The sequence below is a fragment of the Nocardia sp. NPDC060220 genome (genome assembly GCF_042727815.1).
Lineage (GTDB): Bacteria > Actinomycetota > Actinomycetes > Mycobacteriales > Mycobacteriaceae > Nocardia.
In genome coordinates, this window is the sequence record NZ_JBHWZY010000038.1 from 1 (window position 1) to 16461 (window position 16461).

General features: G+C 68.8%; 14 protein-coding genes and 1 pseudogene. 7 read left to right on the forward strand and 8 right to left on the reverse strand.

All coding sequences use genetic code 11. The features are described from left to right. On the forward strand, window positions 1-527 hold a 527-nt coding region (locus ACFWF3_RS03510), incomplete at its 5' end, for a molybdopterin-binding protein (protein WP_379312288.1). Further along, window positions 520-951 (forward strand): molybdenum cofactor biosynthesis protein MoaE, encoded by a 432-nt coding sequence (locus tag ACFWF3_RS03515; protein WP_378991482.1) that lies wholly within the window; start codon window positions 520-522, stop codon window positions 949-951. The genes ACFWF3_RS03510 and ACFWF3_RS03515, both read left to right, overlap by 8 nt. Before the next feature lie 2 nt (window positions 952-953). On the opposite strand, the gene ACFWF3_RS03520 is transcribed toward ACFWF3_RS03515, so the two are convergent. The 3 genes from ACFWF3_RS03520 to ACFWF3_RS03530 form a co-directional block, all read right to left on the reverse strand. Further along, entirely contained in the window at window positions 954-1985 is a 1032-nt protein-coding gene (locus ACFWF3_RS03520) for a CobW family GTP-binding protein (protein ID WP_379312289.1), read from the reverse strand. Between the two features lie 109 nt (window positions 1986-2094). Further along, complete coding sequence (locus ACFWF3_RS03525) at window positions 2095-3723, reverse strand: N-acetylmuramoyl-L-alanine amidase (RefSeq protein WP_379312290.1); 1629 nt, start codon at window positions 3721-3723, stop codon at window positions 2095-2097. Between the two features lie 187 nt (window positions 3724-3910). After that, a complete protein-coding gene (locus ACFWF3_RS03530; RefSeq protein WP_378991478.1) occupies window positions 3911-4447 on the reverse strand; it encodes a sigma-70 family RNA polymerase sigma factor in 537 nt (178 codons plus the stop codon). A gap of 242 nt (window positions 4448-4689) precedes the next feature. Here ACFWF3_RS03530 and ACFWF3_RS03535 point away from each other — a divergent pair, with 242 nt between their 5' ends. Then, complete coding sequence (locus ACFWF3_RS03535) at window positions 4690-5025, forward strand: hypothetical protein (protein ID WP_378991476.1); 336 nt, start codon at window positions 4690-4692, stop codon at window positions 5023-5025. A gap of 9 nt (window positions 5026-5034) precedes the next feature. Here the strand turns inward: ACFWF3_RS03535 and ACFWF3_RS03540 are convergent, their stop codons facing one another. The 3 genes from ACFWF3_RS03540 to ACFWF3_RS03550 form a co-directional block, all read right to left on the reverse strand. Next, the gene (locus tag ACFWF3_RS03540; RefSeq protein ID WP_379312291.1) at window positions 5035-6522 is read right to left on the reverse strand and encodes a nitrilase-related carbon-nitrogen hydrolase; all 1488 of its coding nucleotides are present in this window, start codon (window positions 6520-6522) and stop codon (window positions 5035-5037) included. Window positions 6523-6598: 76 nt separating this feature from the next. Then, window positions 6599-7279 (reverse strand): response regulator, encoded by a 681-nt coding sequence (locus ACFWF3_RS03545; protein ID WP_378991474.1) that lies wholly within the window; start codon window positions 7277-7279, stop codon window positions 6599-6601. Continuing rightward, window positions 7276-8370, reverse strand: coding sequence for a sensor histidine kinase (locus ACFWF3_RS03550; protein ID WP_379312292.1), 1095 nt, complete (start codon window positions 8368-8370; stop codon window positions 7276-7278). The genes ACFWF3_RS03545 and ACFWF3_RS03550 overlap by 4 nt, the downstream gene beginning before the upstream one ends. Window positions 8371-8585: 215 nt before the next feature. Between ACFWF3_RS03550 and ACFWF3_RS03555 the strand changes: the two genes are divergently transcribed. Next, the gene (locus ACFWF3_RS03555) at window positions 8586-9554 is read left to right on the forward strand and encodes a cation diffusion facilitator family transporter (protein WP_378991472.1); all 969 of its coding nucleotides are present in this window, start codon (window positions 8586-8588) and stop codon (window positions 9552-9554) included. A gap of 510 nt (window positions 9555-10064) precedes the next feature. On the opposite strand, the gene ACFWF3_RS03560 is transcribed toward ACFWF3_RS03555, so the two are convergent. Next, window positions 10065-13424, reverse strand: coding sequence for a WD40 repeat domain-containing protein (locus ACFWF3_RS03560; RefSeq protein WP_379312293.1), 3360 nt, complete (start codon window positions 13422-13424; stop codon window positions 10065-10067). 99 nt (window positions 13425-13523) lie between these two features. On the opposite strand from ACFWF3_RS03560, the gene ACFWF3_RS03565 reads away from it, so the two are divergent. The 3 genes from ACFWF3_RS03565 (at window position 13524) to ACFWF3_RS03575 (ending at window position 15566) form a co-directional block, all read left to right on the forward strand. After that, window positions 13524-14021 carry a hypothetical protein gene (locus ACFWF3_RS03565; RefSeq protein ID WP_379312294.1) on the forward strand — a complete coding sequence of 166 codons (498 nt, stop codon included), beginning with the start codon at window positions 13524-13526 and terminating at the stop codon, window positions 14019-14021. Between the two features lie 214 nt (window positions 14022-14235). Then, the gene (locus ACFWF3_RS03570; protein ID WP_378991467.1) at window positions 14236-14886 is read left to right on the forward strand and encodes a hypothetical protein; all 651 of its coding nucleotides are present in this window, start codon (window positions 14236-14238) and stop codon (window positions 14884-14886) included. Continuing rightward, entirely contained in the window at window positions 14886-15566 is a 681-nt protein-coding gene (locus ACFWF3_RS03575; protein ID WP_379312295.1) for a hypothetical protein, read from the forward strand. Before ACFWF3_RS03570 ends, ACFWF3_RS03575 begins: the two co-directional genes overlap by 1 nt. Window positions 15567-16102: 536 nt before the next feature. Here the strand turns inward: ACFWF3_RS03575 and ACFWF3_RS03580 are convergent. Beyond that, window positions 16103-16461, reverse strand: a pseudogene (locus tag ACFWF3_RS03580) (hypothetical protein); the annotation flags it as partial.

A 16461-nucleotide genomic window follows, 5' to 3' on the forward strand; every position in this document is an offset into this window, starting at 1 on the left:
CCACCGAATCCCAGGGCGGCGCTGCGACGGAATCACCTGACGCCCCGATCTTTTCGCGGACCGCGGTCGTGGTTGTCGCGTCTACCGGTACCGCGGCCGGTACCCGCACCGACACCACCGGGCCCGTCCTCGTCGACTGGCTGACCGCGCGAGGTTTTTCGGTGCGTGGGCCACTGGTCTACGCCGATGCCGAGATCGCCGCCGGGCTGGCCGACGCACTCAGCGGGGCGCCGGCGCTCGTCGTCACCACCGGTGGCACCGGTGCCTCTCCCACCGACGCGACACCCGAGGCCACCCGCGCCGTGCTCGATCGTGAGCTACCCGGTGTCGCCGATGCCATTCGGCAGCGTGGGACCGCGAAGTTCCCCCTCGCCGCGCTGAGTCGCGGCGTTGCCGGGCTGGCCGGTGGGACCGTTGTCGTGAACCTGCCCGGTTCGCCCGGTGGGGTGAAGGACGGGACGGCGGTGCTGGAACCGCTGTTGGATCATCTGCTCGCGCAAGTAGCCGGAGGCGGCAACCATGAGTGACTTCGGTGCGGTTCGGCTGGCGACCATCAGCGATCACGACCTCGATCCCCTCGCCGTCGAAAAAGCGGTCGACGGACCGGAATTCGGCGCGGTGGTGGTGTTCACCGGCAAGGTGCGCAACCACGACGGTGGCCAGGCGGTGACTTCGCTGGAGTACTCCGCACATCCTCAGGCCGAGCGCTTCCTGCACGCGATCTGCGCGGAAGTGGCGCAGGCGAGCGGACTTCCGGTCGCGGCGACGCATCGCATCGGGTCACTCACGATCGGCGGGCTGGCGATCGTGGTGGCGGTGGCCGCGCCGCATCGGGCCGAGGCGTTCACCGTCTGCGCCGAGCTGGTCGACCGGATCAAGCACGAGGTGCCGATCTGGAAGCGGCAGTTGTTCGCCGACGGGCTTTCCGAATGGGTCAACGCCTGCGGCTGACGCTACTGCGTGGCGTACCGCCACACGCCGAGCATCTCCTGCTCGTCCAACGGCGTCTCACCGTCGAAGACGGTGTCGTGCAAGCGCTTCAACGCCGCGACCGTATCCAGTCCGGCACCGATCAGCACCAGATTCGAGACACGGCGCTCGCCGCGCGCCCAGCTTCCGGGGGTGACGACCACGTGCCTGCCTACCAGGTGGACTTCGAACTTGCGGCGCTCCCCTGCCACCGCGAACGCAACACATCCCTTGGCACGGAACAGTCCTGACGGCGGATCTTCCAGAAAGGCCACCAGCGCACGCGGATTCAACGCGCGCTCGCTCGTGAACGCCACCGAGACGTAGTCGTCGTGAAGGTGGCGATGGTCGGGGTCGTCGTGATCATGGTCGTCGAGCAATGTGTCGAAGCTCAGTTGCTCGGCTGTTTTCAGCTGCTCGGGTGCCCGATCGTCGAACAGCAGACCGGGGTCGATGCGGCCGTGCGTCGTCGCGTAGACCGGCACCTGCCCGACCCAGTCGGTCAGCTGTGCGCGCAAACCGGCCAGCGCCTCGGCCCCGACTCGATCGGCCTTGTTCACCAGCACCAGATCCGCCATCCGCAGATGCGTCACCAGCTCAGGATGTTGCGTGCTGGTGGCGGCGAACTGCTCGGCATCGACCACTTCGACCAGACCGCCGTAGGCGATGCGGGGGTTGGGGTTGGCGATCACCATCCGGATCAGGTTGCGCGGCTCGGCCAGTCCGCTGGCCTCCACCACGATCACATCCACCGCGCTGCGCGGCTGCGCCAGCTGCGCGAACAGATCGTCGAGTTCGGACACGTCCACCGCGCAGCACACACACCCGTTGCCGAGCGACACCATCGCGTCGACCTGCCCCGCCACCAGCATCGCGTCGATGTTCACCGCCCCGAAATCGTTGACCACTACCCCGATCCGGGTTCCCCGATTGTTGCGCAACAGGTAATTGAGCAGGGTCGTCTTCCCCGAACCGAGAAACCCAGCAACGATCACGACAGGAATCACCGCACCCATGCTGCCACCATGTCACCGCGGCGACGTCGACCGGTCCACCACGCCGGATTCCAGCACACCGCCCACCCCTGCGATCAGAGGTGGGCGGGCGACGTGCGGCCAACGGTGGTCAGGACGGGCTGAAAACCATGCCTACCAGGGTGTACGCGAGATTGATCAGCTGGCCGGGGATGGTCGACTCGTCCATGCCGAGCGCTTGAGCCAGCGGCATGAGCAGCGTCATGACTGTGGTGATCGGACCGCCGAGCGTGCTCAGATCGAGCTCGGATTCGTTGGGCGTCGCCTGGGTTTTCGGGCTGGTGCCGCGGTTCTTCGGGGTGGTGGTGGACGGTGCGGCGGGAGCCCCGGGTGACGCGGTGCGGGCCGGGGCGCCGGGAGACGCGGTGCGGACGGGGGCTACCGGACCCGGGTTCGCGATCGGGACCCGTTGGGGGATCGGAGCAGCAGTGGCAGGCGCGTTGGCGTCGGCGGGAGCCGGGCGCTCGGACGGTGCCGTCTGTTCGCTCGGGCCACTGGGAGGCGCGGACGAATCGGCCGGTGCCCGGTCGGGCGCGGAAGCTTGCGCGGGTGCCGGTGCGGGAGCGGGGGCGGGCGCTTTCGCTCCCGGCGTCGCAGTCGTCGAAGCGGGCGACTGGGCCGGTGCGGGTGTCGTCGTGTCGGATTCCGGCGTCGACGCGGTGGTCCCGCTGGGCTTCTTCGACGGCTGCGTGCGCTCGGCCGGATCGGTGGTGGGCGCCGGCGCGCCGTTCGTACCCTCGGCGGGAGTTCCGGCGGCGCTGGGATCCTCGGCCGGGGCGGAAGCTCCGTTCTGGCTCCCTGCCGGTCCGGGCGCGGGTGCGTCGGTGCTGGGCGTGGGGGTCTCGGTCGGGTCGGCGGCGGGTGCGCGCTGGGGTTCCTGTGCGGTCGTCGCGACCGGTATCCGACCCGGCGCGGCGGCGTAGGCGGGAATCGGCTTGTTCAGCAGGAACCCGACGACGCCGGTCGCGATGGCGACGGCGTGCTCGAGCTGGCCTTCGCGCGATTCCAGGCGGGCGGCGTCGCCGACATTGGCGCCGTTGCCCATCTCGACGAACACCAGCGGCACCTGCGTCAGCGCCGGGCCCGCCACATCCTCGCGGGTCTGCAGGCCCGCCTTGACGCCCGCGTAGTTCGCGGGTGAGAAGCCGGCCGCCAGGTAGGCGTCGCGGACCGCGCTCGACACGAGTCGCCCACCACCGGATTGCGCCTTGTCGGCGATCGAGTCGGGGATGGGGAGCTGGGGCACGATCATGTGGAAGCCGTGCTGGTCGGGGCCCGCGCTGTCGGCGTGAATGCTCACCGCCACGTCGGCGCCGGACTGGTTGGCGGCGCGGGCGCGATCGTCGACGCAGCCGCCCCACCCGGTGTCGTCGGCGCGGCTCAGCACCACATCGGCACCCAGTGCCTCCAGAGACGCGCGCACGAGCTGGGCGACATCCCAGTTGATGGTGTGCTCGGGGATGCCGTTGAGCGAGGTCATGCCGGTGGTCTGGCAGTCCTTGGTACCGCCGCGACCGTTGTCGACCTGGCGGCTCAGGTCCTCGGAATGCGCCGTCCCCTGATGACCGGGGTCGAGGAAGATCGTCTTACCGGCGAGCTGCTCGCTGGTCGCTGGTTCAGGGGCGGCGTGGGCGGTCACGGGGACCAATCCCGACAGCGACACCACCACCGCGGCGGAGACGGTAGAGCAGATTCCGGCCTTGATGATGTTTGGTTGCATGTTCGGTCGGTGCTCCGGGACCGGAGCACCCCTCCCTTCCCATTGGTAACACCTGGTAACACCAAACCCAGTGGTTCACTCTTGCAACGTTGACAACCACAGGGCAAGCACAGTTACCGAAATGTAACTGGATAGGAGTATCAAAAGACGCTGGTCGGATGCCCAGATGAGCCGTCAGCGCGCTAAGTCAGGCAACTTCTGGCAATTGGCGCAGCGACCGCAGCGCATAGTGAACCCGGGTCTTCACGGTCCCGATCGGAACGCCGAAATCGGCGGCGACTTCCCGGTAGCCGCGGTCGTGCAAGATCACCTCGGTCACGGCTGCCCGCTGCGGTTCCGGGAGTCGGGCGAGGAGTTGATCGACCAGTAACCCGTCGACCAGTCCGTCGGCGAAATCCGGTTTGCCGCAGACGGACACCTCGGTGATGTCGTCCCAGCCCACATCACCGGGGCGGATGGCTCTGGCCCGCACGATGTCGATGATGACGTTGTGTTCGATCGCCAGCAGCCAGGTCCGCACGCTGCCCTTGCGACCGTCGAAGTCGTGGCACGAACGCCAGCCGCGCAGCAACGTTTCCTGCACCGCGTGCTCCGCCAGGCCCGCGTCGCTGAGACTGCGCATGGCCCGCCAGTGCAGCAGACCGCGATCGGTGGCCAGCACCTCGGCCAGCCCGTCCCTGGTACACAGGCGCGCGCAGTGCGCACCGCAGGAGTTGTCCGTCATATGGGGTTATCGCGGCGGACCGCGACGATGACAACGCCGCGCGTTAAGCGACTCTTCAGGATCCTGCTGGGGCCGTGCCGGAAGGTAGTTCTTGCGAGCCCGGCCGGGCCTGCTCCAGGAGGGGGGAGCAGGGACGCCGGGCTCGTTCGTTTCCGGGCCCGATCATTGCGGGTTCGCGCATTCGAGCGAAGTCCAGCACGATCGGACCGGGGCGACGACAATCGCCCGCGAGGAGCGAACAAGTGGACATCCATGCATATCCGACCGACGCGCAGACGCCGGTCGACCGGGCGGAGGCCACCCGAGTGGCGGCCGAACACCTACCAGCCGACCTGCCGGGTCACGATCGGCAGATCGTCGAATTCGCCGACGGCTTCGCGGTTTTCGCGGTGCAGCCGCTGCACGCGCCACCGGATCGGCCGATCCCGATCGGCGGCTCGGTGTACGTGATCGACAAGGCGACCGGGGCGGTGTCGTTCTGGCCGACCTATCCAACCGGCGTGATCGCCGCGCACTACGCGCTGCTCTTGGCGGCGGGACAGTTGGTCGTCGCCGATTCCTGGCCCGATCAGGACTGATCCAGTAGTTCACGAGGTCTCCTCGGTCGAGTGGCCAGGGCGACGCAGGGCGGCGAGTCCACAAGCCACAGCCAGTGCGATCGAGAGTGCGCCGAACCAGTCGCCCCAGCGGACGTAGGGAGTGCGATCGCCGGCGGTGCGGATGTCGGCCAGCACCGTGTGGGTTTCGGTGATGCCGGTGCGGACCGAGGCTCGAACGGCACCCTGCGCGTCGACGGCGGTCAGCTCGCCGAGTTGGGCGGGGCGGGCGATGGCGATGCCAGATTCGACGGCCCGCACCGCCGCCATCCGGCTGTGTAACCAGTGATCGACGCTGAAGTCCAGCGCAGGCGCGAGCAGGAGCGTCGCGCCGTCGGCGCGGTTCTGGCGAACGAGGGCCGGGTGGTCGAGGTCGGCGCAGATCGCGAGCGCCCACGGGCGGCCGGGGATCTGGACCGGGGTCGCACCGCGTTGCAGGCCGGACTCGAGCCCGGGGACGAGATAGCGCTTGGCATAGATGGTTTCACCCGGATAGGCGATGGCGGCGTTGACGGTGCCGCCCGGTTGCTCGAGTTCCAGGCCGACGACCACGTGGATGCCACGACGAGCGGCTACGGCGGTGAGCGGGTCGCGCAACAGGAAGAGTTCGGATCGTCGTGCATGCCATGCCTTCTCGGAGAACACGATGACTTCGGCGCCCTGATCGGCGAGTTCGTCGACGGCGGTGACGGCCTCGGCGATCATCCGCGCACCGTCGGGCGATGCGACAGGAACATACATCGGCGGCTGTGCGAGAGCCACCAGCCCCACCCGCGTTGCCGGACCACCACTCGCCGCCGCGGAACACCACAGACCCGTGCCGATGGCGAAGGTTACGGCCACGGCCGTCACGACCGCTGTCCTCAGCAGGCGGGGCGTTCGGATGCCGGGTGCCGTCATCGTGCCAACGGCACCGGGCACCGCGAGCACGAGGAAGCTGATCCCCCACACCCCGGTGAGCGAAGCGACACCCACGATGGGGTCGACCTCGGCCTGGGAGTAGCCGATGCTCCACCACGCGCCGATCCCGCCGACCAGACCGAAAAGGAACTCGGCGGCAGTCCATGCGGCGGGTAGCGCGAGCACGGCCCACCAGAACCTGTGCTGTATCAACAGCTTTCGGAAGAGCAGCACACACGCCCCAAAGGTGAGTGCGCTGCCGACCAGCAAGGCGACGGCAGTCACCCTGGGTTGTTCCAGAGTGCCGGTGAAATAGGACCAATACTCGGCGTTGCCGCCGAGCCAGGACAGCACCGCCGCGGCGTACGCCGCCGCAGCTGAGCGCCGCGGCGCCAGCCACAGCACCGGGAGCGGGGCGAGGAGGGCGACTCCGGGCACCGGGTGCAGGCCGGTGCCGATACTCCACAGCACCGCCGAACTCACGGTGGCGGCCGACCACGTCGTCAGCTCCCGACCGGGCGATCGTCGGCCGATTCGCCCGGAGAACTCTTCGCGCACAGCCTCTTCAGTAGATGTCACTCGACAATCGTCACGGTGGAGCGGGTCCCCGCACATCGCCCGTGCGAGCGGACTCGTCTCCCTCTCGCGAGTGAGATCACCTCACACCACCCGGCAGTTGATTGTCCCCCGGCGCCACCATTCCGGATTCGTAGGCGAAGACCACCGCCTGCGCCCGATCGCGCAGCCCCAGCTTCGAAAGAACGGAGCTGACATGAGTTTTCACGGTGTGTTCGGTGACGACCAGCCGCGCCGCGAGTTCGGTGTTCGATCGGCCGGCGGCGAGTTCACGCAAAATGTCGCGTTCCCGCGGGGTCAGCATTGCCAGCTGCGCGGACGCTTCCGGGTGGGCCCGTGCGCGTCCGGCGACCTCGGCGATCAGCCGCCGCGTCACCGAGGGAGCCAGCAGGGCGTCACCAGCGGCGACAACTCTGACGCCACCGATCAATTCGGCCCTGCGGGCGTCTTTGAGCAGGAACCCGCTCGCACCCGCCCGTAAGGCGGCATAGACGTACTCGTCGACATCGAACATGGTGAGCACCAGCACTTTTGCCGCGGTTTCCGCGCAGATCCGAGCAGTGGCCGCCACCCCGTCCAGCCGGGGCATCCGCACGTCCATCACCACCACATCGGGGGTGAGCCGCCGGGCTGCCGTCACCGCTTCCACGCCATCGCAAGCCTCCCCCACCACCTCGATGTCGGGTTCGGACTCCAGGATGAGGCGGAACCCGGCACGGAACAATTCCTGGTCGTCGACAACGAGCACCCGCACCGTCAACTCCTCTGTGCCAGTGGCAGATCGGCCGACACCACGAACCCGGCACACGTCGGCTCCGCCCGCAGCGAGCCACCGCACGCCTGTACCCGTTCGGCCATCCCGACCAAACCGAAGCCCGTCGGGCCTGCGTCCGCCCGCGCATGGTCCACGGCGGTGCCGTCATCGGCGATCCGCACCCCCAGCCGACCCGATGACCAACTCAGCGCCACCTCGACCCGCGTTGCCTTCGCGTGCTTGCCCGTATTGGTCAGCGCCTCCTGCACGATCCGATACGCGGCGGCATCGGCTTGCGGTGAGATCGGCACGCGGGTTCCGTGCTCGGTGAAACGCGCGGCCAGACCCCCGTGTTCGGCGAGGGCGACCAGATCGGCGATAGCCGCTACGCCCGGTTGATGCGGCGGATCGTCCTCGCGGAGCACACCGATACTGTGGCGCAGTTCCCGCAGGGCATCACGCCCACCGTCGGCGATCGCCGCGAAGGCCACGTCGGCATCCGCCCGATCCAGCAGCGGACCGGTTTCGGCGCGCACGATCATCGCGCCGACCGTGTGGGCCAGCCCGTCGTGCATATCCCGCGCGATCCGCAACCGCTCGCGGACCACCGCGGCCTCGCGTTCGTCGTCGAGACGTCGTGTCCGTTCGGCGAGCGCGTCGATCTGGGCCTGCTTCGCGCGCACGCCCGACCCGAGCGCCCATGCCGTCATGAACGACATCGCGGCATAGGCGTACGAATCAGCGGGCTCGCGTGGCACCAGCAGCGACACCAGAATTCCCACCGCGACCAGCACGAAGGTCAGCCGGCGCTGCCGTGCCGAACAGTGCGCCGCGATCGTGTACACACAGACGACCGTGCCGAACGGCAGGACCGGCAACGCGTGTACACAGCCCAGCGCCGTGATCGCCGGGCCGACCACACACAACACACCCACCGGCGCCCGGCGCCGCCACAACACCGGTGCCGATGCGAGGACCGACAACCCGACGACCCACCACGACGCACCGACGACGAGCGCGGGCACGACGCTCGCGGCCGTGACGACGGCGGCGATCAGTGCGTCCAGCGGCGACGGATGTTCCCGAGGTACTCCCACGACGTCCCAGTCTGTCCGGAAACAGTCCACCGCACCTCACTCTCGAGAGTGATTCGATGGGCAGCACCACGACCGTACGCTCAGGCATAGGGTGGAATTCGACGCGGCAACATCCGATGACCAGCGACGATCACGCTCGACCAAGAACGAATTGCACACATAGCGATGTGTGCATATGATTGCGACCGATCGGACCGCAGGAGAAGGGGAACGCGATGGGCGCAGGGCACGGGCACGACCACGGGGTATCGGCCGACAGCGATCGACGCTGGCTGGCCGGCGCGCTGGCGGTGATCGTCACCTTCCTGATCGGCGAAGTGATCGTCGGCATCATCGCCGATTCGCTGGCACTGCTCTCCGACGCGGCACACATGACCACCGACGCCGCCTCGATCGCGCTGGCGCTGTGGGCGATCCGGCTCGCGGCGCGACCGGCGACCGGGCGGATGACGTTCGGCTGGAAGCGGGCCGAGATCCTGTCGGCCCAGGCCAACGGGCTGACGCTGCTGCTGCTGGCACTGTGGCTCGGCTACGAGGCGATTCGCCGGCTGTTCGAGCCGCCGGAGGTACACGGCTGGCTGGTGTTGATCACCGCGCTGGTCGGCGTCGCCGTGAACGTGCTCGCGACCTGGATGATCAGCCGCGCCGATCGCACCAGTCTCAATGTCGAGGGCGCCTACCAGCACATCCTCAACGACCTGTTCGCGTTCATCGCCACCGCCGTCGCCGGTCTGATCATCATCCTCACCGGCTGGGTCCAGGCCGACGTCGTCGCGACGCTGATCGTGGTGGCGTTGATGATCAAGGCCGGCATCGGGCTGATCAAGGCGTCGAGCCGGATCTTCCTCGAGGCCGCGCCCGAACATCTCGACCCGGCGCAGATCGGTCGCGACATGGCCGCGCGCGACGGCGTCACCGAAGTCCACGACCTGCACATCTGGGAAATCACCTCCGGCTCTCCCGCACTGTCGGCCCACGTTCTCGTGCGGCCCGGCCATGATTGCCATGCGGTCCGCGAGGACATCGCGCACATGCTCGACCACGACCACCACATCGAGCACGTCACCCTGCAGGTCGACCACGCCAGCCCGAAACTGCTCGACATCGGCAACCGCGACTCCCACCCGTGCGCCGACTCGCACGGACCCAAGCACGTGCCCGAACAAGCCCCCCACACCCACTGACGAGGGAAGGCCTCACACCCGTCGGGTGCGAGGCCTTCTCGTCGGTCACGCGCTAGCGAGGACCAGGTCGTTTCATCGACCTATGGGGCTGATTCAGCCGCCGAAGGAACCGGTCCACAGGGTGTCGACCAGCCCGTGGAGTGCGGCGCCGAGGGTGTCGAAGAGGCCGCCCAGGGCAGCGCTACCGGTGTCGATGATAACGGGGATCATAGTAATTCCTCTGTTTCTCGCATAGGCCCAGCCGGAGCTGGCTTACGAATGGCATATCGCCGCTCAAACGCGACGGGTTACGGAATTTCCGATTTAGTGACACTGGTAACAGTACGGCCACAATACCAGCTCTACCTGGCATTTTCGCGCGATACCCACTGTTCCTTAAATAATTCTGAGAACTCTATGAGATTCATAGTGCGACATCCGATAAGGCCACATTTCCGTTGCCCCGAGAAATAGGGGCACCGCTACACACCGTCACACACAAATGCGGATATTCCGGTCAGGGCGTATCGGTCAGCGCGCCGGGCAGGTGTTCACATAGGCGTGGCCGGGGAGGGCGACCACCCATTCCTCGCGGGTGATCGGGGTGGTGCCGCTGGCGCAGATCCGATCGGCTTCGGCGGCGGCGTCGGTGCGCCATTGACGCAGGGTGCCGTCGACCGCGGACTCGGTGAGGACAGCGCCGTCCGCGGCGAAGGCCAGCATGGTGGGTTGCCGGTGGCGCAGCCCCCGGGCGATGGTGGCGTAGGCGGTGGGGTGCGCCGGGTCGGAGTAGTCCCAGAGCAGGATGGTGCCGCTGACGATGTCGTCGATGGCGAGCAGGGTTCCGTCCGGATCGAACGCCACCGAACCCGCCGAGCCGTTGGCGCCCGCGGGGGCGGCAAGGGCACGCGGCGGGGTACCCGGCGTGCCGAGCTGGTAGACGAAGGCGCCGGTGAGAGTGCCGACCGCGAGTGTGTTGCGCGAACTCAGGGCCAGCGCGATGGTCTGCCCCGGAGTTCGCAGATCGGACAGTTCGGCGATCGGCTGCGCGGTGGAGGTGGTCGAGAAGACGCTGACATTGCCGGTGCGGTGGCTGCCCACGGCGAGCAGGCCGCCGTCCGGGCTGAACGCGAGCGAGGTCGGGTAGCCACGGCCGAATCGGATACTCGACCGCAGTCGGGGCTCGCCGGTGACGTCGAAGAGATCGACGGTCTGGGTCATGCTGCGGCCGATGGCCAAGGCACCGTCGGGACCGAACGTGACGGCGCGGATGTCGACGCCTGCCGCGCTGAGCGGCGCGCCGACACGACGCGGAGTCACCGGGTCGGTGATGTCCCATACCTGGATCGTGAATTCGGTTCTGGTCACCGCCCTGGCCGCGTTCGGGGCGATCGCGACGACGTCGATCAGGCCGGCGGGGTCGCCGTCGAGCAGCGCTCGATCGGTGGCGTAGGGCGTTCTGGCCAGACTTCGTAAACGGGGGAACAGATCCTGAGGGAGGGCAGGCTGGTCGGGTGGAAACCGGAACAGCGTCAGCGAGCTGGTCGACACGACCGGGCCCGGCAGCTCGAACACATGCACGGCATGGTCGAAACTCGTTGTCACCAGCGACCTTCCACCGCGCAGGAAGCGAGCCCGCGCGACCATGTCGATCGGGAAGGTGACCAGCTCCTCGCCGGTGTCCAGATCGCGAATGCGCGCCCGGGTGTCGCCGCCGACGATCACGGCGGATCGACCGTCCCCGGTCGGTGATACGTCGAGGTATTCGTTGGCGCCCCGCGGCACGGTGGGCATCGGGTCGAAGCCGCCCGCGCCTACTCGCCAGCGCGCGACCTCGCCCGGATTGAGACCGACGGCCAGCACGGTGCCGTCGCCGTTGAACTCGACCGACCTCGCCTCCGCGCCGCCGGGCCGTTCGAGGCGGCGGTCGAACGCCGGTGTCTGCTCCCGGTCGAGGGTCTCGATGTTCCAGGCTCGCACCGTGGTGGTCCAGATGCCGCCGAACAACGACGGCACCGCCGCGACGAGCGTGCGATCACTCAGGGCGACCTCCGCACGCTGCCCCGAACCGGACATCGTCGGCAGGGCGACCGGGTGCGCGGGATCGTCGCCGAGGCGCCAGCTCGCAATCGTCGCGCTGTGGGTGCCGATGGCGACGAACCCGAGGTCGGGACTGAGCGCTGCCGACGAAGGCAACCGGCCGCCGAGCGGGAGCTCGGTCACCAGGCGCGGTGCACCGGGGTCGGCGATGTTCCACAACGCCGATCGTAGATCGCCCGCGACCACCAACCACTCGTGGCCGGCGCTCATCGCGAGACCCCGGATGTGCCCGCTCCCGGTGGCGAACCGTGGCCACCGATCGACGCCGGACTCGCTCACCCGCACCAATTCCACGGAGCCGTCACCTTCGCCGATGGCGATCACGTCACCCTGCGCGGTGGTCGCGATGCGTGGTGCGTCGGGATCGAAGACCACCCCGCGACCGAGCACGACACCGGGACTGATCCGGATCGGCGCGTTCGTGGCGGTGTTCTCCAACAGAGCGGACCGCGCCTCCTCGGTCTCAGCGGTGCGATAGGCGGCAAGGGCGATCTGCTGGGACAGCGCGGGATTGAGATTGCCGCCACCCCGGGCGACGCCGGCGAACAGGCGCGAATTCGATTCCGCGCGGGCGGCCGCGTTCTCGATGCGCAGCTGGACCACCTTGGTCACCGACCCCACCGCCAGCAACACGGCCAGCCCGGCCGCGACGGAAACGATCCACAGCGCGAGGTTGGCCCGTGTGCGGGTCCGGGCGATCGCTTCGGCCACCGTGCGGGCGGCCGAGATCCGGTCGGCGTAATTCTGTGGCGCCTCGTCGGCGGCTTCGCGCAAGGCCTCCGACGCGACCACCACGCGCAGCGACGAGCGTTGCGCGGCAGTCAGTTTGCCCGCATAGCCACCGACTGCCGTCAGATTCGACCCGGACAGGCCCGCGGTGACCGCGCACTCGGGGTCGAGTCGACGGGGCCGCAGCTTTCGCAGCAGGGCGTGCCGCGGTGCGAGATCGTCGAGGGCGACCGCGAACGCCGCGCCCATCGACGCGCCGTTGATGTCGTTGGCCGGAGCGCTGCCGTGCGTCGAGACCGACCATCGCACACAGGCGTCGGTGCCAGCCAATCTGCTGATGCGCCAAGCCTTTTCGAGGCTGTCGGTGAAGGCGCGATCGGCCTGGAGGAAGCCCATCCGCGCCGGGTCGGGGTGCAGGCCGCTCGGTCCGCCCCGGACCTGGTCGAGGCGCAGCACGCCCACCTCGCCACCACCGCCGAAGCTGGCGAACAGCACGCTGATCCGGCTGCTGCGCACGACCGGGAGGGTATGTCCGGACAACTCCAGCGCGGCCATGATGGCGTACCCGCGCGCCGCGCGAGCGCCCTGTCCGAGGAGATGGCGCACGATCTCACCGAGCGGAGCATTCGCACTGGTGATCGGAATGCCCGCGGGCAGCAACTGGGTACCCACCGAGGTCAGACCGGCGCGTTCGGCGTGATCGAGAAATGCCGCACACGCGTCGTCGGTGTCGATCGAGCCGGTCAATGCCCGCGCCAGCACCGCCATCGCGCGTGCGGCGGACAGATCCGCGGTGATCCGGCGGTCCTGCGCGTCGGGATCTTCGGCTTCTTCCTCGAGCAGATCGTCCGCGGCGAGATCCTTCCAGCGGGCCAGCGACTGCCTCGCCAGCACGCCCGTCTCCCGCCGGTGTTCCAGCAATCGGCGCGCGGCATCCGGCCCGGTCGCAACGGCAGCACGGCACAGCGCAAGCCAGCGTTGCGACGCACCGGTCAGCTCGATCAGCACCGCGTCATCGGACAACAGCGCGTCCGTCGGCTGATCGGTCGATTCGCCTGCCATGTCTCCCCCATCTCCCTCCGGGCAGCACCGGCGACCCTGCCGAGAATGCCCCGATACGATGGAATTCCAGCACACCACCGATCGACCCAGGGGACCACGTTGTCGAGACGACACATCGCCGGACGCACCCTGACCGCCGCGGCCCTGCTCGTCACGATCCCGGTATCGGCGAGCTGCGCCGACGACGCGGACACCAGCGCGAAGCCGACAGCCGTGGTAGCGCAGGAGATTTCCGCACCGCCGCCGCTGCCCAGCGCTGACGAGGTCGAGCAACTGATGCGACGGTTGCTCGACACCACCGTGTCCAACACCGAGAAACTCGAGCTGATCCAGGGCATCGGGAGCGACCCCGAGCTGCCGAACCGGGTCGCCGACGCGCCCCGCCAGGGCGGCGCCACCATCGCGCTCACCATCACGGGTACGCGCACCGCGCCGCCCGGCATGATCGCCGACGGCACGGCTTCCATCAACAACAGCCCGCCGCAGCCGCTCATCGTGAACTTCATCGTCGAGGACGGGAAGTGGAAGGTCGAAAAGGCCTGGTACTGCCAGATCGCGTTCTCGTTCATGGTCGCCTCCCCGGCGTGCCCGACCTGATCCGCGTGGACACCGTCGATGCCGACTGAGCGAACCGCTCCGGGCCGCAACCGCATCTGTGTAGGAGCCGATCGACCCGACAGGAGGCTCCGCGATGCGACATGCTCGACCCGGTACCGCGCGCCACTGTCTGCCCTCGGCCCGGCCTACGGCGCGGGGAGCGTCGAGAAACCGAGCCGTGGTGTGCGCGTCGTCGGCCGAGCGGGGGTGCCGGGTGAGCACTGAGCCCTTGGACGAATGGCTCGGCGCCTCCTGGAGCGAGGTCCCCGAACGCCTGCGCCCGGCGGTGGTCGATCACATCTTCGGCGCCGATCTGGTCACCATGTCGACCTATGCGGCGACCAAAGCGCGCTACGTCCTGGATCGGCTCGACCCGGACATGCGCAGCGACTTCGAAGACGTCGCCCAGAACACCATGGTCGAACTCACCGCGACGCTGCCCACCGAGCGGATCCGGCACTGGAAAGCGCTGGTGCTCAAGAAGCTGCAGTGGCAGGTGCTCCAGGACCGCCGCAGTCGCACCGCCGAGAAACGTCACCCCGGCCAGCGGGTCGACTACGAGTCGGCGGTCCTGGTACTCGAGGATCACCGGTGCGGCGACGCCGAGAACCGGCTCGCCGACCGCGCTGTCCTGCGGGACGCACTTGCCTCGATCACGCACGCGGAGACCGCCGCCGTGCTCCGCGCGACCTTCGTGATCGCCGCGGACGGCAGCTATACCGATGTGCAGACCACCGGCGAGGTGGCCGCAGACCTGCGGTTCAGCCAGGAGAAGGTCAAGCGATTGCGCGCGGCAGGCGCCAAGTTGCTGCGCGAGGCCGTGCGCGCGCAGCTCGACGCCCGGGACAACGAGGAGACAGCGTAATGGCGCCGGATCATGACGCGGACCGGTTGAGTCTGCCTGTCGACATCGACGTGCTGATCGCCTTCGCCGCGTCCGACAGCCCGGACGCCGACGCGGAGTCCGCCGCCGCGGGGGCGCGGATCGCCGAGCGACTGTTACGCGCAGGCGCGGTGTCGGGCAGCTCAGCCGCGCTCGGCGACCTCGGTGCGCGCCGGGCCGTGATGACGGTGCCCGGCTGGTCCGTGCAGCCGCTCGCCGCGTCGTCGGACAGCGAGCAGACAACGACTCGCACGGTGCAGAAGCAGCGCGACCGGGAGTTGGGGATCGAATTCACCCGCTCGCCCGCGGGCGCGGAGCAGACGCGAATCTCGGTGCACTCGTTCGGCGCTCGGGCCGCGGCGGGCGACATCGTGCGGATCTCGGTACGCCTCGGCGCCGACCGCACCGAACTGCTCGTCGTCCTCTACGCCGGTGACGACGGCACGCTCACCGGGCAGGCCGTCACCAGGGCACTCACCATGTCCGAGGATCTCGAGATCTCGCTGTTGGCGGGTGCGGCACTCGACAGCACGCACGTATCGGCGGTGACCGATGCGGTGCGCTGCTCGCTGACAGCCGGGCGCAACGCTTGGCGGCGGGTGGCCAAGGGCCTCCCTGCCGGTGATCCGGTACGAGCGGCGATCGTCGCCGGGTTGAGCTGATCGTCGCGGGTTGTCGGGCAAGGCACGGAACCCGGCTGCCGGAGATGTTCGTCCGGCAACCGGGTTCGGATACGCCCAGGGAGGGCGCGCCGACGGACCGGGTGGAACCCCCCTGCGGCTCCACTCGGCAGCGGCGGCGCGGCCGTCACTCCCAGGGCAGTAGTACTTCACCGACGCCGCCGCAGTGGTGGCGTCGACGTCGGTGAAACCCCTCACCGACACTGATGCCGTGCGAGGGGCAAACGGTTCGCCGCGAACCGCCGCCGGGGCATGGCGCATCTCTGTTCCGACGGCCGGTGCCGGTGCCGGTAGTGAGGAACACGGGGATGACACCTTCGAGGAACGACACGGCGCGGCAGCTCGCCGCGTCGGCCGATCTCGAGGCGGCGCGGCGACAACGAGACACCGACAGCCGAACACGGCGCGACACCGCGGAGTTCGTCGCGCTCCGGCCGCTGCGTGGCGAGGCTCAGCTCACGGCGGCCGCTCCTGACACACCACCGCAATCGAGCACGCGTCTCACGGAGTACACCGACTCAGCATTCGACCGCGATCGAGGCATCACCGACCACGTCCGGATGTTCGGCATCGCTGTGACGCAGGCTGGTTCGTTCCGGTGATACCCCACCGATCGGCCTACCTGCCAGCATGCGCAGCGCCAGCCGCACGAACGCGAAATGCGTACGCAGGGCCCGCGGTGAACGGGCGACGGAGGCAACGGTGCACGTGCCGGTCGGTGCGGGAATTCCAGCGAATCTGTCGGTGAGCCAATCGAGAATCGCCGGGACGATGAGGAATTCGAGTGGCAGGTGCGAACCGCGGCGCACGCGCAGGTAGCGCACCGTCGCCCCGGCCTGCTCGTACCGGCGCACGTGGGCGTCGATATCGGCGACGG